17 protein-coding genes are annotated in these 22,718 nt (G+C 39.4%); 10 read left to right on the top strand and 7 right to left on the bottom strand.

From position 1 onward, the window contains the following. Positions 1–26 precede the first annotated feature (26 nt). A complete protein-coding gene (locus ASF86_RS04875; protein WP_056479983.1) occupies positions 27–797 on the bottom strand; it encodes an SDR family oxidoreductase in 771 nt (256 codons plus the stop codon). Positions 798–1,064: 267 nt separating this feature from the next. On the opposite strand from ASF86_RS04875, the gene fes reads away from it, so the two are divergent. Genes fes through entS form a run of 4 tightly spaced genes read left to right on the top strand, consistent with a single transcriptional unit; the run spans position 1,065 to position 10,926 of the window. Continuing rightward, positions 1,065–2,267 carry an enterochelin esterase gene (fes, locus tag ASF86_RS04870; protein ID WP_056479981.1) on the top strand — a complete coding sequence of 401 codons (1,203 nt, stop codon included), beginning with the start codon at positions 1,065–1,067 and terminating at the stop codon, positions 2,265–2,267. Positions 2,268–2,296: 29 nt separating this feature from the next. Then, the gene (locus tag ASF86_RS04865) at positions 2,297–2,512 is read left to right on the top strand and encodes an MbtH family protein (RefSeq protein ID WP_003651732.1); all 216 of its coding nucleotides are present in this window, start codon (positions 2,297–2,299) and stop codon (positions 2,510–2,512) included. A gap of 12 nt (positions 2,513–2,524) precedes the next feature. Next, the gene (locus tag ASF86_RS04860; RefSeq protein ID WP_056479978.1) at positions 2,525–9,679 is read left to right on the top strand and encodes a non-ribosomal peptide synthetase; all 7,155 of its coding nucleotides are present in this window, start codon (positions 2,525–2,527) and stop codon (positions 9,677–9,679) included. Beyond that, the gene (entS, locus tag ASF86_RS04855) at positions 9,676–10,926 is read left to right on the top strand and encodes an enterobactin transporter EntS (RefSeq protein WP_056479975.1); all 1,251 of its coding nucleotides are present in this window, start codon (positions 9,676–9,678) and stop codon (positions 10,924–10,926) included. Before ASF86_RS04860 ends, entS begins: the two co-directional genes overlap by 4 nt. 42 nt (positions 10,927–10,968) lie before the next feature. Here the strand turns inward: entS and ASF86_RS04850 are convergent, their stop codons facing one another. Then, positions 10,969–11,712: a 4'-phosphopantetheinyl transferase family protein gene (locus tag ASF86_RS04850; RefSeq protein WP_056479972.1), complete on the bottom strand. Its 744-nt coding sequence runs from the start codon at positions 11,710–11,712 to the stop codon at positions 10,969–10,971. 400 nt (positions 11,713–12,112) lie between these two features. Here ASF86_RS04850 and ASF86_RS04840 point away from each other — a divergent pair, with 400 nt between their 5' ends. Together ASF86_RS04840 and ASF86_RS04835 are read left to right on the top strand one after the other, a co-directional pair. Further along, positions 12,113–12,403, top strand: coding sequence for a hypothetical protein (locus tag ASF86_RS04840; RefSeq protein WP_003651724.1), 291 nt, complete (start codon positions 12,113–12,115; stop codon positions 12,401–12,403). A gap of 3 nt (positions 12,404–12,406) precedes the next feature. After that, on the top strand, positions 12,407–14,011 hold the full coding sequence (locus tag ASF86_RS04835; protein WP_056479969.1) for a PepSY-associated TM helix domain-containing protein: 1,605 nt from the start codon (positions 12,407–12,409) through the stop codon (positions 14,009–14,011). Positions 14,012–14,057: 46 nt separating this feature from the next. Here the strand turns inward: ASF86_RS04835 and ASF86_RS04830 are convergent, their stop codons facing one another. The 4 genes from ASF86_RS04830 to ASF86_RS04815 form a co-directional block, all read right to left on the bottom strand. Next, entirely contained in the window at positions 14,058–14,678 is a 621-nt protein-coding gene (locus tag ASF86_RS04830) for an ATP-binding cassette domain-containing protein (protein ID WP_056479966.1), read from the bottom strand. Positions 14,679–14,682: 4 nt separating this feature from the next. Continuing rightward, positions 14,683–15,375 (bottom strand): molybdate ABC transporter permease subunit, encoded by a 693-nt coding sequence (modB, locus tag ASF86_RS04825; protein ID WP_056479963.1) that lies wholly within the window; start codon positions 15,373–15,375, stop codon positions 14,683–14,685. Beyond that, a complete protein-coding gene (gene modA, locus ASF86_RS04820; protein WP_056479960.1) occupies positions 15,372–16,157 on the bottom strand; it encodes a molybdate ABC transporter substrate-binding protein in 786 nt (261 codons plus the stop codon). The genes modB and modA overlap by 4 nt, the downstream gene beginning before the upstream one ends. A gap of 476 nt (positions 16,158–16,633) precedes the next feature. Then, positions 16,634–16,984: a winged helix-turn-helix domain-containing protein gene (locus ASF86_RS04815; RefSeq protein ID WP_056479957.1), complete on the bottom strand. Its 351-nt coding sequence runs from the start codon at positions 16,982–16,984 to the stop codon at positions 16,634–16,636. Positions 16,985–17,205: 221 nt separating this feature from the next. Between ASF86_RS04815 and antA the strand changes: the two genes are divergently transcribed. The 4 genes from antA (at position 17,206) to ASF86_RS04795 (ending at position 21,672) form a co-directional block, all read left to right on the top strand. Then, positions 17,206–18,621 carry an anthranilate 1,2-dioxygenase large subunit gene (gene antA, locus ASF86_RS04810; RefSeq protein WP_056479954.1) on the top strand — a complete coding sequence of 472 codons (1,416 nt, stop codon included), beginning with the start codon at positions 17,206–17,208 and terminating at the stop codon, positions 18,619–18,621. Positions 18,622–18,623: 2 nt separating this feature from the next. Beyond that, positions 18,624–19,115, top strand: coding sequence for an anthranilate 1,2-dioxygenase small subunit (antB, locus tag ASF86_RS04805; RefSeq protein ID WP_003651713.1), 492 nt, complete (start codon positions 18,624–18,626; stop codon positions 19,113–19,115). 5 nt (positions 19,116–19,120) lie between these two features. Next, complete coding sequence (antC, locus tag ASF86_RS04800; protein WP_080592916.1) at positions 19,121–20,155, top strand: anthranilate 1,2-dioxygenase electron transfer component AntC; 1,035 nt, start codon at positions 19,121–19,123, stop codon at positions 20,153–20,155. Positions 20,156–20,619: 464 nt separating this feature from the next. Then, entirely contained in the window at positions 20,620–21,672 is a 1,053-nt protein-coding gene (locus ASF86_RS04795; RefSeq protein ID WP_056479952.1) for an AraC family transcriptional regulator, read from the top strand. Positions 21,673–21,730: 58 nt separating this feature from the next. Here ASF86_RS04795 and ASF86_RS04790 read toward each other — a convergent pair whose 3' ends face one another. Further along, entirely contained in the window at positions 21,731–22,678 is a 948-nt protein-coding gene (locus ASF86_RS04790) for a transporter (protein WP_056479949.1), read from the bottom strand. Positions 22,679–22,718 lie beyond the last annotated feature (40 nt).

Here is a 22,718-nt window from a genome sequence, read left to right as displayed (position 1 = left end):
GTTATTTTGTTGTAATGAATGAGTGTTTAAACGCCTAAAGTGGCTCCCCCATCAACCACAATTTCTTGCATGGTAATTTGTGCTGCCTGATCGGAAAGTAAAAAGCTAACCGTATTTGCAATGTCTTCAGGCTGGGCTAATTTTCTTAAAGGAATGCCTGTCCGGTATTGGCTTAAATCGCCATCAATTACCGCTGGCGGCGGCGCATTGTCCGTCCACAACTGTTGCTGCATTTGAGTTAAAGTTGAGCCTGGTGAAACAATATTGAGCCGTACCTGATGCGGTGCGATTTCAAGCGCAAGATTACGGCAGTAGTGGCTGAGCGCAGCTTTACTAGTTGCATACATGCCAAGTTGTATCCGTGGCATACGTGAACTATTTGAGCTAATCGTGACAATACTTCCCTGTTTTTTCTCACAAAAATGTTTGGCCAGTTGTTGACTAATCGCAATAGGAGCCATGACATTTACCGCAAAAAGTGTTTCCCAGTCTTCTGTTTTTGCTTCAAGCATAGAACGCATAATCAAGACACCTGCGGCGTTCACCAAACCTGTAATGTTGTGCTTTTCTAAAAGATCAGCAATAAGCTTTTGAGTGGCTTGTTGCTGTGTAATGTCCTGCGAAATGCCTTGCCAACGTAAACATTCATCTGATGTCAGTTTTTTGCTTATTTCCCATTGTTCTAGATTTTCCTGCCGATCAATACCGATCACTTGATACCCTTGTTGCAATAATTGCTTTGCAATAGCAGCTCCGATACCTCTTGCAGCGCCTGTGACTACGATGGTAGAGCTCATGTTCTTACTCCCGTCTGATTTGATCACTAAATTGCGCAACATAATTGCAAATAATTATCATTATTATCAAGGGCGATAAATATCAAACATAAGATTACAATCTAAATTAAGTTATTTATTAACCATGATTTCAACTTAAATTATTGTTTTTAATTGATATTAATAAAACTCATCTTTTTTTATTGATTATAATGATAATTGTTTTCATTTACTAATGAGAATCATTCTGATAATTTGACCGCGCTTTCTTGTCGAGATGGACTCAAAATGAAGCCATTTTCTCATCCTTTACATCCACTATTTCAACAATCAAATGTTGGATGTGAAACTTGGTGGAATACCGTTAAAAAATTAGGTACTCCCCTTGTTACTGTGCAAACAAATAATAAAACTTCTTGCACCTTTGTTTGGCGCAAACCCAAGCACGAAGAGCGTTGCTTCGTTTATATTGATGTCTATTCACAAAGCCCATCTATCTATCAAAAGTGGAATCGTTTTAGCCATATAGCTGGGACAGATGTGTACTTTTTTGAAATGGAACTCCCTGTAGCTTGGGCTGGTAGTTATGTTGTAGTTACAGCTAGTGAGGAAGCACCACAAACAAACTGTGCGGCAACGCGACGCTCATGGTGGCAAACCCAGCTTAAACAGAATGCTCAGATTGATTCATTAAGTCATCAGCAGTTTTACAGCGGACACTTGGCTCGTTACATTAATCATGTTCAACTCGAAAAGACAAAACAATTACCCACCACCCTTTGCCCTATTACAAAGACATTTCAGTGGTCAAGCTTGTTATGTCAACAAGACTATTTAGTTGATGTTTTTATTAGTGGTCAGGCAGTTCAAAAAACATTACCACTCGTTATTTTTCTTGATGGCCAAGTCTGGAGTCGAGAGCTTTCGATTCTTTCCGAAATTCGCGATTTAACCGATTTAAAAAAAATCCATCCAGCTGCATACGTATTTATCCATAGTTTAAACAGCCAACAACGTCGACAAGATTATGGTTGCCATGATGTATTTAGTCAGGCGCTTGTAAGCGAATTATTAGAAATTCTTTTAGAACAATATTCATTTATTTCAACAATGAACATTACCTTATGCGGTCAAAGTTTAGGTGGTTTATGCGCTTTGCATAGCGCACTGCTTTTCCCAAAAGTTTTTACATCGCTGATTTTGCAATCTGGATCTTATTGGTGGTCAGATTTTTCTAACAGCGCGTTGGGACGAAACCATACGGGTAACTTTTTAGAACTACTAAATTTATCTCATCCATTACCAAAAACAGCTCAAATTTATATCAGTACAGGCACGTATGAAACCGATATGCGGGACGATGCCCACCAGCTTTATCAACAATTGCAATCATTCAATCAAGTGAGTTTTCGAACTTTTTCAGGCGGCCACGATGCGGTGAACTGGCGTGCTGACTTGCTTAAGGCATTGCAAAAAATTCTTTCACTATAACCATTTGTTTCATCAAGGATAACAATATCATGAGCAACTTACAGGAAAACTATATTAATCCTTTCGATAATGAAAGTTTGTCTTTTCAGGTTTTAAAAAATCAACAAGGTGAGTTCAGTTTATGGCCTGCTCAACATCAAGTGCCGTCGGGGTGGGATGTTCAACATGGTCCAGATACACGGGCTTCGTGTATTGCGTATGTAGAAAAGCACTGGGTTGCGATTAACCCCTTTCAGCAAGCGTAAAGGAGTATTGTCATGAATCAGGCATTAAATAATGAATTTACTTCCGATATTTCACAACCAGCTCGCTTTGAATTGGCCTCTACCCAGCTTGGTATTTTTCTTGCCGATCATTTAAGTTCTATTGAAGATTTATATACGATTGCACACTGCTTAGAATTACCAAAATCTATTGATATTTCAATGTTTAAGCAAGCAATTCAAATGGGGTTAAATGAAGCTGACACAGTGATTGCTTCATATTCATCGGATCCGGCAAAACCATTTATTGAGCTTAATAACCAAGTACAGATTCGAATCGAAGAATTTGATTTTTGCCATTTAACCCCTCAAAAAGCTCAGCAACGCTTATGGGATTGGATGCCATCTGACCGCCAATGCGCTAAATCACTTAAAGCTGGTGAATCTCAACTGTTCCGTCAAGTACTGTTTACTACACACGACAAAGTGTATTGGTATCAACGCTATCATCACATCATGCTTGATGGTTTTAGCATGATTAACCTCACAAAACGAATTGTTGAGTTATATCAACAATTACAAGCAGGAAAAGACCTTAGTTCTTCACCTTTTATTGATGTTAATGATGTCATCTTAGAGCGTCAGGCTTATGAAAATAGCCATCAATTTAAGATAGACCAAGCTTTTTGGAAGGCTTACTGTGAAGACTTGCCTAGTCCTATTAGTTTAAGTACACACCACTTAGCCTCGAAAACAACAGCCCAATTTGTTAAGCATCAGCTGCGTTTTTCTATAGGAATTTTAGAGCAAATTCAGGCTTTAGCTGCGCAATCTAAATTAGCTTTGAATGACATGATGATGTCATTGTCATTACATTATATTTACAAAATGACAGATAAAGCCGAGTTGGTTAATGGCATTCCATTTATGCGTCGTTTAGGCTCAAAGGCAATTCGCTCAACATTACCGACCGTAAATGTACTACCTGTGAAGTTTAATGTTGCTGAAAAAGACAGTTGGGTGAGTTTGGCTCAACATGTTCAAAAACAATTACAACAAGTTCGACCACATCAAAAATACGATGCTGAACAAATTTTAAGAGATTTAAACAGTATCGACATTCATGAACGGATGTATGGTCCTATTTTAAACTATAAAGCTTTTGATCAAGACTTGGTGTTAGATGGTGAAAAGGTCAAAACACATCATATTTCCACAGGACCAATTGATGATTTTGAGTTTTCTTTTATTGTTCAAGATCATGAACTCATTATCGAATTACGTGCCGATGCACAGCGTTATACTCAAGATGAGTTACTCATGCATGGTCAGCGTATAACGCTGCTATTAGAGCAGACTTTATTACAACCAGAGCACCCATGTAGCAGTTTTAATATTAGTACACTACAAGAACTTAGTGCGCTCATAAAAAGCGGTATAGGTCCTCGCGTTAACCATCCTGAACAATACAATAATGTTCTAGATATCTTCTATGAACAAGTTCAAAAGTATCCGGAACGTATTGCAATTATTAGTGGTGAACGTCCGTATCTACAACAACTTAGTTTTTCAGAACTTGCAATTCAGGTGAACCAACTTACCCGTTTTTTACAGAAAAATGGTGCAAAGAAACACACAGTTATTGCTGGTGCTATTCCCCGTTCAATTGACTCAGTTGTGGTGATGTTATCTGTACTAAATTCTGGGGCGAGTTTCTTGCCTCTGGATTTAGATTATCCAATCGATCGTATGCAAATGATGTGTGAAGATGCCAACCCATTATTTGTATTAACCACACAAGCACTTGCACAGCAATTACCACCAAATATTCAGAAGCTATATCTTGATCATGAAGATGTTCAAACGCAAATTCGAAAGCAAGATGCGAGTGATATTCCTGCTGAAAATCGTAAATTTGATTTCCAAGACGTTGCTTATGTAATTTTTACCTCAGGTAGTACTGGTCGTCCTAAAGGGGTAATGAATACACATGGTTCGCTACTCAACCTCATTTTGTCGCATAAACCAACCATTTACTGGCCAGTATTAGAAGCTGTAAATGAGCGTTTCCCTAACCGTCCGTTACGTGCAGCGCATACACACTCTTTCTCATTTGACTCTTCTTGGTTGCAAGTTTTCTGGATGTTATGGGGACAAGAGCTACATATTTTTGATGAAAACATGCGCCGCGATGCATTTGGCTTAGTTCAGGAAATTCAACAAAGGCAAATCGATACATTAGATTTACCACCGTCTTTTTGCGCGCAAATGATTACCAATGGCTTATTTGCAGATGGTAAGCATCACCCAAGCCTGATTTTAATTGGTGGTGAAGCTGCGCCTTTAGCTTTATGGCAACAGCTTAATGCTCAGCCAGATCTTTTTGCACATAACTTATATGGCCCAACAGAGTATACGGTTGATACTTTCCGTGCAGAATTAAAGCACACATCACGTCCAGTCATTGGTAACCCAATTGGTAATACTCAGGCCTATGTGCTTGATCGACATTTACAGCGATGTGCCACTGGTGTGATTGGTGAGCTTTATATTTCTGGCTTTGGTATTGCTAATGGTTATTTAGGTCGTGCTGACTTGAGTGCTGCTCGTTTTGTTGCCAATCCATTTGAACATGGACAGCGCATGTACCGTACGGGTGATTTAGTGCGTTGGAATACGGCTGGCAAGCTTGAGTTTATGGGGCGCTGCGATGACCAAATTAAAATTCGTGGTTATCGGGTTGAAATTGGTGAAGTAGAAAATGCGCTTTCCGTTTTATCAAATATTGAAAGTGTTGTCGTCATTGCAGAGCCAATTAATAACAGCCACCGTTTGCTCGGTTACTGTGTGGTCAAAGACATTGAACTTGATGAAAAAATAAGTGAGCAATTAAGTCAGCAATATTTAAGTCAGTTACGTCAAAATTTACCTGAATATATGGTGCCTTCAGCCCTCACAGTCATGGCTGAATTCCCCCGAAATGTAAGTGGTAAGGTTGATAAAAAAGCCCTACCGCGCCCGAAGGTTCGCAGTCATAGTCGTATGGCAGAAACACCAGAACAGAAGCTTTTATGTCAGATTGTCGCATCTGTGCTGAAACTAGATTCTATTGGGATTGATGACGACTTCTTTATGACAGGTGGCGATAGCATTTCTGCCATCATGGTGTGTACTCAACTACGGCAGCATGGTTACAGCTTAAGACCAAGTGATGTATTCCAATTCAAAACAGTTGCTGCTTTGGTACCCCATCTGACACGTTTAGATGAGCAACAAACGGCTATTTCAAAACCTTTATTTTCAGCAGACCTAGAGCACAAGGTTCAAGAAAAATATGGAAAAAATAGCACGATTCTGCCTTTGCTTCCTTTGCAAAAAGGCATGCTGTTCTTATCTCAAATAGAAAATCAATCGAATTATAATGCCTTTACTCGTCTTAGCTTAAATGGAGACATAGATCCGGTACGTTTGCAGCAAGCGCTGATTGCCGTACTAAAACGTCACCCTCAATTAGGTGGACATTTTGATAGCGAATTAGCTGAAGAACCTGTTTTTATCTATTCATTACACCCTACTCAAGCTTGGCCAGTTCAGTTTTGTTCGGTTACTTCCGATTTGCTTGAGCAAACTATTCAAGAGGCATTACAGCAACCGATTCACCTCGACCAACCTTATGGTCTGATTCGGGCAACCTTAATTCAACATGCTCCTGAACAGTCAGAACTATTGATTATGGTGCATCATCTGTTAACAGATGGCTGGTCAACTCCACTATTTTTACAAGACTTTATTAAAGCCTATCAGCAAACTAACCAACAACTGCCAGTGCTTAAACATAGCTATGAAACGGTGATTAAAGCCTTATCTGGACGTGACCATGAAACGTCAAAAGTAATATGGCAACGTGATTTAGCTGATTTACAGCCACTTATTTTATTTAATCAACCACAGCAAGCTGTACAGGAAACTTCCTATCGTTTAAGTGCTGAGCTGGGTGCGAAACTTCAACACAAATTACGCCAGCAAGGCATCACACTAAATGTCTTCATGCAAATGATTTGGGCAATGACTTTAAATATTTATGCTCACCGTGAAGATATTGTGTTTGGGACTCCTGTTTCTGGGCGTTCAGCACCTATCAATGGTTTAGAGCAACAAATCGGATTGTTTTTAAATACTATTCCGGTACGTGTACAGTTGAACATGCAGCAAACAGTTTGGGAACAATTAGCTCGGTTACAGCAATTGCATGTTGAACATTTAGAACACGATGGTTTAGGGCTAGGCGCAATTCAGCAATTAATGGAGCAAGGTAATCTTTTCGATAGTTTGTTAGTCGTAGAAAACTACCCTGATAACCAATATTTACAGCAAAAACTTGGTGATGCGGCTATTTCTAAGCTCACAAATCGCGGTTATAGCCATTACCCGCTTGCGTTGTTAGTTATCCCTGATCATCAAATTGAATTACTACTCGAGCAACGTGGTGTAATTGATCAGCCAGAACATTTCCTACAGCGAATGGTTCAATTTATTGAAATTGCATTAGATGAGCCAGAAACAGCTTTAGGCCATTACCGTCTACAACTTGCTGAAGAGCGTGAATTAATCCAGAAAACAAATCAAACTCAATATTATGTTCGTCCAACAACATTACAGCAATTACTCAGAGAGCAAGCTCGAATTACTCCTGAACAAACGGCATTATCGGATGAAGCTCATCAGCTCAGTTTTAGTGAAGTACGTTTTCAAGTTTGTGCTTTAGCACAACAATTGCAAATTGCAGGTGTACAGGCAGGAGATATTGTTGCAGTTGCCCTACCAAGGTCAGTCAAACTGAGTATTGCTATTTTAGCGGTGGTTGAAGCTGGTGCAGCGTACTTGCCACTCGATTTACAACATCCGTCTGAACGCATCAAATTTATGTTGGAAGATGCAAAATCTAAACTTGTGATTGGTGAACAAAAAGATCTAGCTGCTATTACTCAACCATCAATAGCCACCTTTGCTTTTAATGAATTATTTGATGAAACAAAAGTTGATTTAAGCAGCTATAAAACTACAGTCATTACCCCACAACATCCGGCATATTTAATCTATACCTCTGGTACAACTGGCCAACCCAAAGGTGTCATGGTTTCTCACCAAGCCATTGTGAACCGTATTTTATGGATGCAATCAGAGTATCCACTCTCAGCAGCCGATACGATTCTGCAAAAAACGCCATGTACTTTTGATGTTTCTGTATGGGAATTTTTCTGGTCATATTTGGTGGGCGCTCGATTAGCTATGGCACCTGTGGACGCACACCGTGACCCATTGGCATTATTAAATCTCATTCAAAAATATCAGGTAACCACATTACATTTTGTACCATCAATGTTGGCTGTTTTTGAAAATGCTGCTACCGAAATTTTGTCTCTTGCTCAGCGCCAAAGTTTACCAATCCGCCGAGTGTTCTGTAGTGGTGAGGCATTACCAACGGCTTTAGCAAAATCATTTACTGAGCACTTTAGCTGTGAGCTACATAACTTATATGGCCCAACGGAAGCTGCCGTAGATGTGAGTTATATGGATGCAACGTTGGGATTACATCCGAAAGAAAGTAGCGTTGCAATTGGTTATCCGGTCTGGAATACCCAGCTTTATATTTTAGATCAATATTTACGCCCTGTTCCTGTTGGGGTGGACGGTGAGCTTTATTTAGCAGGTCACCAACTCGCCATGGGTTATTTGCATCGAGCGGACTTAACAGCAACTCGTTTTGTGGCAAACCCGTTTGTCGCAGGTCAAAGAATGTATCGCACTGGTGATATTGCCCGATGGCATGCAGACGGCAGTATTCAATATATAGGCCGTGCAGATGATCAGCTAAAAATACGGGGTCAACGGATTGAACTGGGTGAAATTGAGCAACAGCTACGTTTAGCAAGTGGGTTAGATGATGTGATTGTCCACCCTATTGTTTCTGAGCAAAATAAACCAGACGTTCAACTAGTTGCTTATTTGCAAACACCAACATCTGTTGACATTGATCAATTAAAAAAACGCTTAGCTAAACAGCTACCAACATATATGTTGCCAACACATTATATGGCACTTGAACAATTCCCTCTAAGTCATAATGGCAAGCTGGACCGCAAAGCACTACCGCGACCACAACTTAATTCTGCAAATACAGAAAAACAGTACGCCACAACTGCCTTTGAACATGAACTGACTCGTATTTTCCAGCAAGTTTTAAATACAGAACAAAATATTGGCATAAACGAAGATTTCTTTGCCATTGGTGGACATTCCATTTTGGTCATGAAGCTTGCAATTGAAATCCGAAAAGTATTTAAGCGGACCATTCCAATTGGTCAGTTGATGAGTCATGTGACTATTCAGCGTTTAGCGGCTTTGCTTCTTACACAAGAACGTTTGGAAGAAGTTGAACAAACTGGTATGCAACCTGTTTTACCAATCCGTTCTGGCTCGGGGCATCCATTATTCTGTTTCTTCCCAGGTTCTGGTTCGGCATGGCAATACACGGTGCTTAATCGTTATCTGCATTCTGACTTACCAATTATCGGGTTGCAGTCACCTCGACCAGATGGTCTATTGGCAAATAGCACTGATATGGATGAGTTGGTTGAAAAACAACTTGAGATTATTCGTAAGCAACAACCAACAGGACCTTATACCCTATTAGGTTATTCACTTGGCGGCACTGTAGCTTATGCTGTTGCAGCGAAGCTCACTGAACAAGGTGAAAAAGTTGATTTTCTCGGCTTGTTAGACACTTACCCTGCCGAAATTCATCAGTGGTTAGATTTATCTATAGAAGAAATGAATGCTGAAGCTGAACAGGAGCAGCTTCAATTCTTCAATGATATTCTGGCCGATGCAGATACGGCGCTAAACGAAGAAACACGCCGTTTACAAGAGGATATTTTTGCAAACTATCGTGATGCAGTACGTTTACTAAAACCTTATAAAATGCCACGTTTTAACGGTGAGCTACACTTGGTTGTTGCTGAAAAAGACCTACTACCGTATATCCAACCAGAACCACAATGGTCACCTTTAGTTAAAAAGCTCAATATTGTTCGACTAAGTGATGCAGACCATACCGATTTATTATCTCCGCAGCAGCTTGAAACCCTTGGCCCAATTTTAAATCGCATGATTTGTCAGGCGCGCGGTTTAGAGGAGCAAATGCCATGAGTTTTAAATCAATATTGACCGATTTCAGTCTTTTAAAACGTAATGCTCATTTTCGACATGTATTTATTGCACGCACGTTGTCACTTCTAACCATTGGCATGCTCGTGGTTGCCATTCCCAAACAAGTCTATGACTTAACTGGTAGTTCGTTAAATGTTGCTGTTGCAATGGCCTTTGAAGGCGTTGCCATGTTTATTGGTTTGTTACTCGGTGGTTTGCTGTCAGATCGTAAAGATCGAAAATGGCTGATTTTATTGGCGCGCAGTGTTTGCGGTTTAGGCTTTGCGGGGCTTGCGATCAATGCCATGTTTGAGCAACCTTCGCTCTATGCTATTTATTTCCTCTCAGCATGGGACGGTTTTTTTGGTGCTTTGGGTGTAACTGCAATGATGGCGATCATGCCTGTGATTGTAGGGCGCGAAAATATTGTACAAGCCCGTGCAATTAGTATGGTATCGGTACGTCTTGCTACCGTTATTTCACCTGCAATCGGTGGTATTTTAATTGCGGTCAGTGGCGTTGCAACCGTGTATTGGGTCTCAACGGTGGGCACCTTACTCACCGTGTTTTTATTGATGGGGCTACCTGCGCTTAAGCCACAACATGCAGCTAATGGTGAGAGTCCTCTTCGCCAATTAGTTCAAGGGTTTAAATTCGTTTTTAAAAACAAAGTAGTTGGCAGCACGATTTTAATTGGAACATTGCTTAGCTTTAGCAGTGCTATTCGAATTATTTTTCCGCAAATGGCAGATGAAATTTTTCACGGCGGCGCATTTGAGCTCGGTCTTATGTATTCGGCCGTACCTTTAGGCTCGACTTTAGGTGCCTTACTGAGTGGATGGACAACACGGTTACTCAGACCCGGCTTAGTCATGCTCTATACGTGCTTAGGTGTTTTTAGTTGCATGATTATGATTGGGCTTTCACCTTGGTTACTCTTGACCTTGCCAATTTTATGCGTTTTCGGATATTTGATGTCGGTTGCAAACTTGCTTCAATACAGCATTGTGCAAGGACATACGCCTGATGAATATTTAGGACGTATTAATGCAATCTGGCTTGCTCAAGATGCATTAGGCGATTCGATTGCCACAACAACTTTAGGACTTTTAACGCGGTTTTTACCAATATCAGGAAGCATTCTCTTCTTCGGCATATTAAGTTTTGCGGTAGGATTTATGTTCTTATTCAATTCTCAAGATATGCGTGAAACAGGATTCCAAGATCCTAAATTACAAGAAAATTAAGCCATAATTTAAAAGAAGGCAATTCGTTGCCTTCTTTTGTTTTTAAGCAGATCTATTAGCTTTAAAAACCCAAGTCAAAATACAGTCTTGTTCCACTTTCCAGCCGCCTTGATAGTGTTCTAAGAGTTGATGTCGATTTCGTATTTCTGATGTAAAAGCCAAAATTAATTTTTGGTTTTCAAAATCAATATCGACTAACGATGCTTCTAAAAAATCGATGTATTGTTTAGCAATAGGATATACAGCTTTATATAAGCTTTCTTTAACAGAAAAGATTAAGCTTACAAATTGAGAAAAATCAAAAAACTCAGAGGCTTTAATATTCCAAAGTTCAAGTTCAGAAGGTGTTAAAATAAGATGTGCACTCTCTTGGGCAAATTCAGAGCTTACCCAGTGCTCAATATCAATTCCCAAATAAATCGCATTGTGAGATAGCGCAACGATCAATTTATTTTGTGAATGACTAATACTACCCAAAACATGGGGTGGCCAGACGGGCAAATGTTCGTGCATAGATGTTAGTGGCTGATCTAAATCTAAATGATGTTTTAAAACAGCTTGAGCCAATATCCTTCCACATAAATATTCATGTTGGCGTTTAGGATGGGCTTGAACAATTTTTTGGGGATGCTCTAATTGCTGATCTATATGTAAGTGCAGTGTTTTTGATAAGTCTAAACCATAACAATAGAACGGCATTTTAAATAAAATTGGTTTAGAAATTTCGAAAATCAAGCCACAAAGAGACTCAGGAATATATAAATAATCACTTACAGCATTTGACATCAAATAAAGAATTTTTAACGAGTTATCTCCTATCTTATCGCATGGCAACATATCTATAAATAATTATACTTATCATTTGATAATAATTATTATTTACTTATACTATTGGATAAATTTTCCCCTTAATTTATTTAAAAATATTGATCATGAAACTTATAGGACTTTTTTTGACCCTGTTGGGAGCGGTCAGTGTCTATTGTAGTCATAGCAACCAAAACCTGTTATCTCAACATCTTCCCACTCTATTTAAGTATTTAGGCCTATTGTTTTTAGTCGTTGGATTAATTGCACTCTTTGCCAGCTTACCTAAAGTTGTTGCCGCTTTTTGTTGGTTCATGCTTATCATTTTTGCGTGGTCGTTCCTTCCTTTTATGGCGCTTTTTAAACGGAAACTGGTTTCATGAAAGCTAAAATTCAGTCTCCTATTCAGCCAGACTGGTGGAGTAAAACCTTTGCTGGTGGTGTTCTAGGGTTAAGCCTTGCCATTGCTTTTGGCAACCTGATTGTTTTGTTGGGTCAGCCTTATATTTCGATGGATCTTTTGGCCCAATTAGGCATGTGGAGTGTTCCTTGGGTTTGGATGCCAATTATGTTTGGCACCTATTTCTTTGTGACAGGAAGACAAGCAATGGTTTATTTATTTGTTGCCAACGTACTGGCTTATAGCTGTGTGTTTCTAATTCGGGGTTAAACAATGAAAGTACGTTCGGATATCATGAAACTTGCAAAAAGCATGCATACTTGGGTGGGTGTATGTGCAGGGATTTTGCTTTTTATCTGCTTTTTTGCTGGCGGCCTCAGCATGTTTCAGCACCATATTAGTAAGTGGGCTACGCCAACGCAGCAAGTTTTACCTAAAGTCTCACCTGACCAATATAATGAGCTTATTCAGAAAGTACAGGCTGCCTATCCTGCTGCACAAAAGAACTTCACACTGAATTTATCGTCGAATGAATTTCACTATGCGCCCATTACGTGGAGTGAACATGAACGTGGAGATGGCTTTAATGCTGCTCAGTCCACGTGGATGGCGAGCTTAGATCAAAAAGGCCAGTTAATCGTTGCTCAAGAAAACTTATCTAAAGCAGGTTGGCTGATAGAACAGCTACATGAAACAGCAGGCATACCGGGCATGGCAGGCCATCATGGTTTAGGTCTCTATGTGATGGGTGTGGTTTCAATTTTATATTTTCTTGCCTTACTTTCAGGAGTCATTATTCTTTTACCGACCTTGGTAAAGGACTATTTTGTAATTCGCCCTGGTAAGAATAAAAAGCGCTTTTGGTTAGATGCCCATAACGTAATCGGAATTACCAGCCTACCTTTCCACATCATTATTAGTATTAGCGTTATTGTCTTTGCTTTTCATGACTTTTTTTATGATGCGATTGGACAACTTGCACTCAAAGGACAGCCTGTTTTTCAGCGTTCTCCCCCAGCGCTTATTCAACCTAAACAAACACAGATTGATGTGCAGCAAATATTAGCTCAAGCTAAAAAAGTTGCGCCTGAATATTCAGTTGACTATATCCAGTTCAGTGGCTTAGATAAACCCGAAAAAGCCAATGCACGAATTGCCCTCTATAGTTCAGATCAGATGTTACGCGGTGCGAATCAAGACTTTATGCGTATGAACCCTTACGCGGTTGAGCACTTTAATCATAAAGGCATTAATACGCAGACTGATGCTGGTAATAAGTTAATCAATGCAATGTTTAGCCTACATTTTGGGAGTTTTGGTGGCACAGGTGTACGTTGGATCTATTTTGTTTTAGGTGTTGGTGGTGCTTTCTTATTTTATACGGGCAACATTCTTTGGGTTGAAACTCGTGCACGTAAGCAAAAGCGTGCTGAAGACCCTGTTCCTGTTCAACGTAAAGATGTTGTGTTCCTTGCGAACTTAACCATTGGTGCGTGCTTAGGATGTGTTTTAGCAGTAGTGGGCACAATGTTGGCCAGTCGTTGGCTCTTTGCAGCACTCAATATTGAAAGCATGAATCACCTCTTTATGTATGGTTATTATGCAATTTTCCTACTGACTTTGATTTACACCTTTATCATTGGCTATGCAAAAGCTTTACCGCAACTGCTATTAACCTTAGTCTTTATCTTATTTGCGATTCCTTTTACGTCTCTTGTGGCCCACTTAATTCCACAAAGCGGCTTATGGGTACATGGTGGAGAAATTTTGCTGGTTGATTTCTTGGCTGTCATTTTTGCTTTCGCCTTCTGGCGTTTTTATCAGCAGGCTCAAGATCGTCTAAAATCTGCTCCAACTGGCAGTTTATGGGCTAGCTAACAACTATAAATCGACAAGACTGAAATAATGTGTGAAATATGAAAATTTATAAAATCCACATTGTTTCGGTCAGTTGTTTAATCTCTTGAATATCATGACTCACATAAATCATCGGAATTTTTATTTCCTGTTTTACTTTTTGAAAAAAAGGAATAATTTCAGCTTTATGATTCGCATCTAGTGCTGATAACGGCTCATCAAGTAATAACAGCTTAGGTGAATACAACAATGCCCGTCCGAGCGCTACTCGCTGTTTTTCACCACCTGAGAGCTTGATTGGCATACGTTCTAGCAAGTGGTCTAACTTTAATAATTCAATAATGTAATCAGCCTCAAAGTGACGTTCTTGGTGCGCAAGATGTTTAAGACCAAATAATAAGTTTTGCTTTACCGTTTTATGCGGAAAAAGCTGTGCATCTTGAAAAACCAGTCCAACATGGCGTTTTTGCGTGCTGAGATTAATTTTTTGATCTGAATCAAACCATGTTTGGTTTTGTATTTTAATGAGTCCACTATGTGGTGTATTTAGCCCCGCAATGGCATGTAATATTGAAGTTTTACCGGAACCCGATGCACCGAATAAACCAACGACTGAAGCATCAGACTGAAAATTGGGTTCAATAAGAAATTGGCCCATTTGTAGCTGAAAACGGCAATCAATCAACATAACTCTACCGCCCTAAGCGCTTTTTTTGATAACGATGAAACCACTGTGCAAACCATAGCGCTAAAAATGCCACACTTAAAGATAAGACAATTAACCTTTGAATCGCAATCTCTGTATCAGGTTGTTGCATCAGGCTATACATGGCTAAAGGTAAGGTTCTTGTTTCATCAGAGATATTGCCAACAAAAGTAATAGTGGCCCCAAACTCACCTAAACTACGACAAAAACATAAAATGGCACCAATTAAAATGCCACTGCTGGCAAGTGGCAACGTGACATGAAAAAATGCCCCCAAAGATGAAGCACCTAATGTCTTTGCTGCCATTTCTAAACGTTGATCGACTAACTCAATCGCTAGGCGAATTGATTGCACCAAGAGTGGAAAACCCATCACTGCCGAAGCAAGAACTGCCCCTTTCCAGTTAAATGCGAACTCCAATCCTAAAGGTGCTAAGTATTGCCCAATAATGCCGCGGTTTCCAAAGACTTGTAATAGCAAATAACCTGGCACAACTGGAGGCAATACCAATGGTAAAAAGACCAATGTTTCAATAAATGACTTTCCCCAAAACTCTTTACGCGCCAATACCCATCCTACAAAAATTGCAGGAATAAGGCTGATAATCAGGCAACTTGCTGCAACCTTACAAGAGAGTTGAAGAACGCTGAGCTCTTCTGGGGTTAAAGAAAACATCATGGTTTTGCTGAAGCCAATACACTAAAGCCATATTTTTTAAAAACGACTTTGGCTTGGTTGCTTTGTAAAAATTGATAGAACTTTGTTGAGTTCGAATTCTTTTTGACAAGCCCTACTGGATAAATAATTGGCGTGTGAGTATTTTCAGGAAATACACCTACCACAGTTACGTCTTTACTAATGGCTGCATCGGTTGCATAGACAATACCAACCTGACATTCACCACGTGCCACAAAGTTTAATGCAGCTCGCACATCTTCTGTTTCAACTAATTTTGGCTCAATACGGCTCCACCAACCTAAATTGGTAAATGCTTGTTTAGCATATTTGCCTACAGGCACACTTTTGGTATCCCCTGTACAAATCTTCCCTGTAAACACTTTATTCGGGTCGGTAGTTTTATCCAATTTAACCTTTACTGATCGTCCTTTCGGGGTAATCAGTACCAATCGATTACCTAATAAATTTAAACGATCATTTGCTGCGACTAATTTTTTATTTTGTAGATAATCCATCCACTGGGTATCGGCTGAAATAAAGATATCGGCTGGTGCCCCAGCTTCAATTTGTTTAGCTAATGTCGATGAACCTGCATACGAAGTTTTAACTTCTACTTTATTCTGTTTTTCGTAAATTTTTTCTAAATCATTAATCGCGTTGGTCAAGCTTGCTGCTGCGTAGACAGTGACCGATTCGGCCTTTACAGAGAAACTGATTGACAATCCAAGACTTATGATTGAACTGACTATAGCGAATTTCTTTAGCTGAGTAGGACTTACCATCGTTTTTCCTTTTTTATCGATTTATGCAGCGATATATACCCTAGAATATAACGATATACATAGAAAATGAAAAGCAGAAATCAGTTAAATATAGAGGACAGAAATGCAGGTAGACGGTGCATTTTTCATTTTAGACTTCATTTTGGTGCAATATGCTGAAAGTTTATCTAGCCATATGCTTTATATTTAAATCCAATTTTATTTCGATGCTATCTATTAGTTTTATGGTCATCACCATGCCAAGAAGCACATAGCGATGACCATAAAGATCTGTAAACAGATCAGTCGTTTATGCCAGCCACTTTTTTAGATACGCAATAAAAAACGCCTATCCTGACCCATCTTTTAAGATAGTGCAGAATAGACGCCATTGTCTGTGTAACTGAAAATTGCAGCAGTGCTTTTTCAGCGTGCACTTTTTATTAAGCAAAAGCTATACCAAATTAAAAGATTCAGTCACTATCAAATCTTTTAATTTAATTTTTTAAATAGCTACTCATGATTTGATAATCATGTTCTAAGGCTTGGCGAGCATTCACTTCCATTTGGCGATAGTGTTGTAAGACTTTCTGACCCAAAGCTGTGATTGCTGCCCCACCGCCATGTGTTCCACCCGTTTGAGTTTCAACTAAAGCTGTTTCAAAGCACTGATTCATGGTATCGACCAACTGCCATGCACGGCGGTAACTCATATTCATAGATTTAGCAGCTTGAGAAATTGAACCCGTTCTCTCAATTGCTTCAAGTAACTCTGCCTTTCCTGGACCAAATGCAATGTTTTGCTCTGAAAGAATTCTGATTTGTAATTTTAATTTGTTTTCTTTCATAAGCTTAACTCACAAGATTTGACTTTATACTCTTTAGGATTATAGGGAAGTTTAAGAAGATAAGACACCATACAAATTTAGAATTCTCAGTAATGCCTTGAAAATAATTTTATTAAAAATCAAAACTGCACAAAGTGGATAAAGATCTGGAAAAAACGGATAGAGGCAAAGGCCTAATCGCGGTTCAATCAGTTAAAAGCTGAATGAATAGGATTGAGCAAATGACCTCATCTAATTTAAAACAATGGAATGATTTTGTAGATGGATGTATCGACTTCCGTCCTAAAGATGGCGTGTTTCGTATCGCACGCAATATGTTTACCGAGCCTGAGCTGTTTGATTTAGAAATGGAATTCATTTTTGAAAAGGTTTGGATTTATGCATGTCACGAAAGTGAAATTCCAAACAATCATGATTTCCTCACGGTTCAAATTGGTCGTCAGCCGATTATTGTGAGCCGTGATGGTAAAGGCGAATTACACGCCATGGTCAATGCTTGTGAGCATCGCGGCGCGACTTTAACACGTGTTGCAAAAGGCAACCAGTCTACATTTACATGTCCGTTCCACGCATGGTGCTACAAATCAGATGGCCGCTTGGTCAAAGTAAAAGCACCGAGTGAATATTGCGAAGATTTCGATAAATCAAGCCGTGGCTTAAAGCAAGGCCGTATTGCTAGCTATCGTGGATTTGTATTTGTAAGCCTTGATACTCAAGCAACAGATTCACTAGAAGACTTTTTGGGTGATGCAAAACTGTTCCTTGATTTAATGGTAAATCAATCACCAACAGGCGAACTTGAGGTTCTTCAAGGCAAATCATCTTATACCTTTGCAGGTAACTGGAAACTACAAAATGAAAATGGCTTAGATGGTTATCACGTAAGCACTGTTCACTATAACTATGTCTCTACAGTTCAACACCGCCAACAAGTAAATGCATCAAAAGGTGAAGAACTCGATACGCTTGACTATAGCAAGTTAGGTGCGGGTGACTCAGAAACTGATGATGGTTGGTTCAGCTTCAAAAATGGCCATAGCGTATTGTTTAGTGATATGCCGAATCCAACAGTTCGTCCGGGTTACAGCACAGTTATGCCGTATATGGTCGAAAAATACGGCGACAAATATGCTGAATGGGCAATGCACCGTTTAAGAAACTTGAACTTGTACCCTAGCCTATTCTTTATGGACCAAATTAGTTCTCAGCTTCGTATTGTTCGTCCAGTGGCATGGAATAAAACTGAAGTCATCAGTCAATGTATTGGTGTTAAAGGTGAATCTGTTGAAGCACGCCGTAACCGTATTCGCCAGTTCGAAGATTTCTTTAACGTATCAGGCCTTGGTACACCAGACGATTTAGTCGAATTCCGTGAACAACAAAAAGGTTTTCAGGCACGACTTGAACGCTGGAGCGATATTTCTCGTGGTTGTCAGTCTTGGGAATATGGAGCGACCAAAAACTCACAAGACTTAGGCATTCAACCTGTCATTACTGGCCGTGAGTTTACCCATGAAGGGCTCTATGTAAATCAACATGGACACTGGCAACGTCTAATGCTCGATGGCTTAAACAAGAAAGCATTGAAAATGCAGGATATTACTTTCGAAAACAATGCCGTAATGGATGAGGTGTAACCATGTCACAAGAACTATATTTTGCTGTATCTCAGTTTTTGTACAAAAAAGCAGAACTTTGTGATGCTTATGACTGGGATGCCTATTTAGAACTTTACGATGAAGATAGTGAATATCATATTCCACAATGGATTGATGACCATAACTATGTTCAAGATCCGAATCAGGGCTTGTCTTATATTTATTACGCAGACCGCACTGGACTTGAAGACCGTGTATTCCGTATTCGTACAGGAAAAGCAGCTTCGGCAACCCCATTACCACGCACTTTACATAGCATGAATAACATTCGAGTTAAAACACTGGATGATGGTCTAATTGAAGCAAAAGTTGCATGGCAAACACTGTATAACCGTCAAGGTTTAGAAGGCTGTTTTTACGGACACGCTACTTATCTTTTACGCCAAACAGCAGATGGTTTCCGCATTCGTCGTCAGCACAGCATTTTGCTTAATGACAAAATTGATTCCGTTTTAGACTTCTATCACGTTTAGGGGGAATGAAAATGGGACATTCAGTTGCACTTAACTTTGCCGATGGCAAAACATTTTTCATTTCGGTAAATAACGACGAATTGTTGCTTGATGCAGCAGTTCGCCAAGGAATTAACCTACCGTTAGACTGCCGCGAAGGTGTTTGTGGTACCTGTCAGGGGCAGTGTGAAACTGGGATTTATGAACAAGAATATGTTGATGAAGATGCATTAAGTGAGCGTGATTTGGCTGAGCGTAAAATGTTAGCTTGCCAGACACGGGTAAAATCGGATGCAGCTTTTTATTTCGATCATGATTCAGCTATTTGCAATGCTGGCGATACTTTAAAAATTGAAACCAAAGTTACCGCGGTTGAGCTGGTTTCTGAGACAACAGCAATTTTGCATCTTGATGCGAGCAGTCATGCTGAACAACTTCAGTTTTTGCCGGGTCAATATGCTCGTTTGCAAATTCCAGATACTGAGGATTGGCGTTCTTATTCTTTTGCAAACAGACCAAATGCAACCAATCAATTGCAATTCTTAATTCGTCTTTTACCAGACGGTGTTATGAGCAATTACTTGCGTGATCGCTGTCAGGTTGGACAAAGCCTATTCATCGAAGCGCCACTTGGTAGTTTCTATTTACGCGAAGTACAGCGACCATTGGTTTTTGTTGCTGGTGGAACAGGATTATCAGCTTTCTTGGGAATGCTTGATAACTTGGTTGATCAACCAAACTCACCTGCAGTTCAGTTGTATTACGGCGTAAATAGTGAAACCGATTTGTGTGAACAACAGCGTTTACATGCCTACGCAGAACAGCTTCCAAACTTTAGCTATCACCCGATTGTGACTAAAGCAACCGAGGCTTGGCAAGGTAAAGCGGGTTATATTCATGAGCATTTAAATAAAGATCAACTGGCTGAACAGGCTTTTGATATGTATTTATGTGGCCCACCGCCAATGATTGAAGCCGTAAAAAATTGGTTAGATGAACAAGCTCTGCAAAACTACCGGATCTACAGCGAGAAGTTTTTACAGAGCAATACATCACGTTGAAAATATAAATAGCTTAAGTGCAAATAATTTAAAAACCACTGAAACCTGAAATGATTCAATATACTCTGCGAGGGGTATATTGAATTTTTGCATTTAAATTGAAATCTATTATATATCAATAATATAAAATAATAAATTCCGACAAAATAAATTGACCAGCTCACTCGGATTTGCTATAAATTTTGATAGATCTTAAGGAATAAGATCATGATGAGATTAAGTTATAGCACCTTTTATATTCCTCTATTCTCTTTCTCGAATTTATTAAATTGATGGACAAAATCCGACGTAAAAATTTGAGAAAATCACATTAATTACCGGTTAAATTGGTCTGTATTTTGCTTATATCTCATTGTAATTTGCGAGTAACTTAATTTTTAAGTGCCGTATTTACTTGCTGCACAGCGAAGTTTTAGAGCTTCTGCAACATAAGTAAATACAGGAGTGAGCCAAAAGGGATATATATGAACCAAGCCAACTCCCCAGAACTCAGTGGACGTCATTTTCAAAATGAGTCTATCTTTACCAATCATAATTTGGTGTTTGATCATCACGATTTAAGCGAAACCTGCCGAAATGTTGGGCAAATTTTTAAACCGCATGATCTTAAAATCTCTCATCAGAAGCGAGATTTCAGTGCAACCATGCACCATGTTAAAACAGGTGCCCTGTCTATTAGTCGCTTGGAATATGGTGCGGATGTCATTATCGAACCAGATCATCTTGATAACTTTTACTTAATTCAAATCCCAACTCAAGGCTACGCAGAAATCGAGTTTGGTTCACAAAAGTTTATTTCTTATTCTCAAGTTGCTTCTCTTATTTCCCCTCAGCAATCTTTACGTATGCGCTGGCACGCAAACTCACCGCAGCTCATTCTAAAAGTTTCAAAGGATGATTTTACTTATCATTGCCGTCAGCACATTGCTGATTCAGAAAACAACTTACTCATTTTTGACCCAAAATTAGACTTTTCTACACAAAGTGGAACCTATTTTTTACAGCTCGTTAGAACATTGATGGATGCTTTAGCATGTGAGCAACACCCACTCCATCATCCTTTAGCCTTTAAACAATTTGAGTCAAACCTGTTTAATGCACTGATTTATGGTCAACCTAATAATGCATTACATAGAGTTGATCATTATAAAGAAAAAACGGTCTCTCCTTATTTCGTGAAACGCACAGAAGCCTATATTAAAGAACATTTACATGAGCCGCTTAACGTCGAAATTTTGGCTGAACAGGCAGGTGTGAGTGTAAGAACCTTATTTACCGGTTTTAAAAATTATTTGGGGACCACCCCAATGTCTTATCTAAAAGAATTACGTTTTGAACAAGCTCATTTAGAGCTTATGCACAATGAAAATCTGTCGGTCACAGATGTGGCATTTAAATGGGGATTTAGCCATTTAGGCCGTTTTTCTCAAGAGTACAAACGTCGTTATGGTGAGTTACCTTCTTCTACTCGCCGCTCTGGTCAAAGTGAAGGCTTAATTACTTCAATTTTTTCTTAAACCAAAAATAGATAAAAGCCCTTTATATTATATTGATATAAAAGGCTTTTTTTATGACCTAGAAATGATGAACATAGCGAACTTGTAGGCGTGTACCTTCTGGGCGGTTTTCAGCATCTTGCTCAAAATAAGCATTTGCAACAAGGTGATCATTTTTAGAAAAACTATACATCGCACCAGGACCAATTGCCCAGACTTGTTCACGTCGGCCTTTGACTTTTTCACCATCAACTTCGGTGTCGGTGATTTGTTTTAGCCAATAGCCATTTAGTCCTAAACGGAACTGTTCGGTAATGGCATAGTCCGTTGCAAAGTTTGCATGAAGAGCTTGTCCTGCCTGCATATCATTTGCTCCGGCAAACGCATAGCTTGGGTCATCATTCTTAAAGTTATAGAGATAATGAATACGCGTTGAAGCTGTCCATTTGGGGTTAAACCAATATGTTGCAGCCCAATAAGGATCAAATGAAACAGCGTTATTACTTGGATTAATATCTTTTTGCTGGTCGTATTCGCCAGTCGGCAAATTGACCTGAAACTCAAAACGATGCACAAACTTCGGCCCTTGTGCACCCATGACTGGATCGAACTGAATAAAGGGACCGATCATAATGTCCCCAAAGCCACTTTGAGCTTTAATTGCAGCATTATTCAAGCCATCATCCATGTCCATTTTGCTTACAAAGGGAATTAAAAAATTCATGCCTAGACTGGCTTTATCTTTTACTCGGACATTCGATAAATAACTAATCTGTTCAACCAGTACTTGATAATTTAAATCTGTTTTAGGCAAACCTAATTTTTGTCCATTGGCATCGACCAGTTTATTGCTATCGTAATTTTGAAAGTAGGTTTGAGCATACCAGCCGGGCCCTGCGGGTAAGCCGCCATCGAGAAAGCTGGTCATACCTAAGTTTACGGTCGGTAAATCATAGGCATGTGTAACCAATGGCAAACCCAACAATGTCCCTGCTAAAAAGCCATGTTTAATTAAAGTGCTTTTCATCTTCTTATTTCCTATAAAAAAATCACGACCGGATTGATCG

This window comes from Acinetobacter sp. Leaf130 (assembly GCF_001423205.1).
GTDB classification, from domain to species: Bacteria; Pseudomonadota; Gammaproteobacteria; order Pseudomonadales; family Moraxellaceae; genus Acinetobacter; species Acinetobacter calcoaceticus.
Note: the sequence above shows the minus strand (reverse complement) of the source record. Positions and strands in the feature narration are given on the sequence as shown.

Excerpts from the sequence above, each read along its gene's own strand:
- ASF86_RS04795 (WP_056479952.1), top strand. The coding sequence starts at position 20,620 with ATGAACCAAGCCAACTCCCCAGAACTCAGTGGACGTCATTTTCAAAAT.
- ASF86_RS04830 (WP_056479966.1), bottom strand. The coding sequence starts at position 14,678 with ATGTTGATTGATTGCCGTTTTCAGCTACAAATGGGCCAATTTCTTATT.
- ASF86_RS04835 (WP_056479969.1), top strand. The coding sequence starts at position 12,407 with ATGAAAGTACGTTCGGATATCATGAAACTTGCAAAAAGCATGCATACT.
- ASF86_RS04840 (WP_003651724.1), top strand. The coding sequence starts at position 12,113 with ATGAAAGCTAAAATTCAGTCTCCTATTCAGCCAGACTGGTGGAGTAAA.
- ASF86_RS04790 (WP_056479949.1), bottom strand. The coding sequence starts at position 22,678 with ATGAAAAGCACTTTAATTAAACATGGCTTTTTAGCAGGGACATTGTTG.
- antA (WP_056479954.1), top strand. The coding sequence starts at position 17,206 with ATGACCTCATCTAATTTAAAACAATGGAATGATTTTGTAGATGGATGT.
- antB (WP_003651713.1), top strand. The coding sequence starts at position 18,624 with ATGTCACAAGAACTATATTTTGCTGTATCTCAGTTTTTGTACAAAAAA.
- fes (WP_056479981.1), top strand. The coding sequence starts at position 1,065 with ATGAAGCCATTTTCTCATCCTTTACATCCACTATTTCAACAATCAAAT.
- ASF86_RS04860 (WP_056479978.1), top strand. The coding sequence starts at position 2,525 with ATGAATCAGGCATTAAATAATGAATTTACTTCCGATATTTCACAACCA.
- entS (WP_056479975.1), top strand. The coding sequence starts at position 9,676 with ATGAGTTTTAAATCAATATTGACCGATTTCAGTCTTTTAAAACGTAAT.
- ASF86_RS04850 (WP_056479972.1), bottom strand. The coding sequence starts at position 11,712 with ATGTCAAATGCTGTAAGTGATTATTTATATATTCCTGAGTCTCTTTGT.
- modA (WP_056479960.1), bottom strand. The coding sequence starts at position 16,157 with ATGGTAAGTCCTACTCAGCTAAAGAAATTCGCTATAGTCAGTTCAATC.
- ASF86_RS04815 (WP_056479957.1), bottom strand. The coding sequence starts at position 16,984 with ATGAAAGAAAACAAATTAAAATTACAAATCAGAATTCTTTCAGAGCAA.
- modB (WP_056479963.1), bottom strand. The coding sequence starts at position 15,375 with ATGATGTTTTCTTTAACCCCAGAAGAGCTCAGCGTTCTTCAACTCTCT.
- antC (WP_080592916.1), top strand. The coding sequence starts at position 19,121 with ATGAAAATGGGACATTCAGTTGCACTTAACTTTGCCGATGGCAAAACA.
- ASF86_RS04865 (WP_003651732.1), top strand. The coding sequence starts at position 2,297 with ATGAGCAACTTACAGGAAAACTATATTAATCCTTTCGATAATGAAAGT.
- ASF86_RS04875 (WP_056479983.1), bottom strand. The coding sequence starts at position 797 with ATGAGCTCTACCATCGTAGTCACAGGCGCTGCAAGAGGTATCGGAGCT.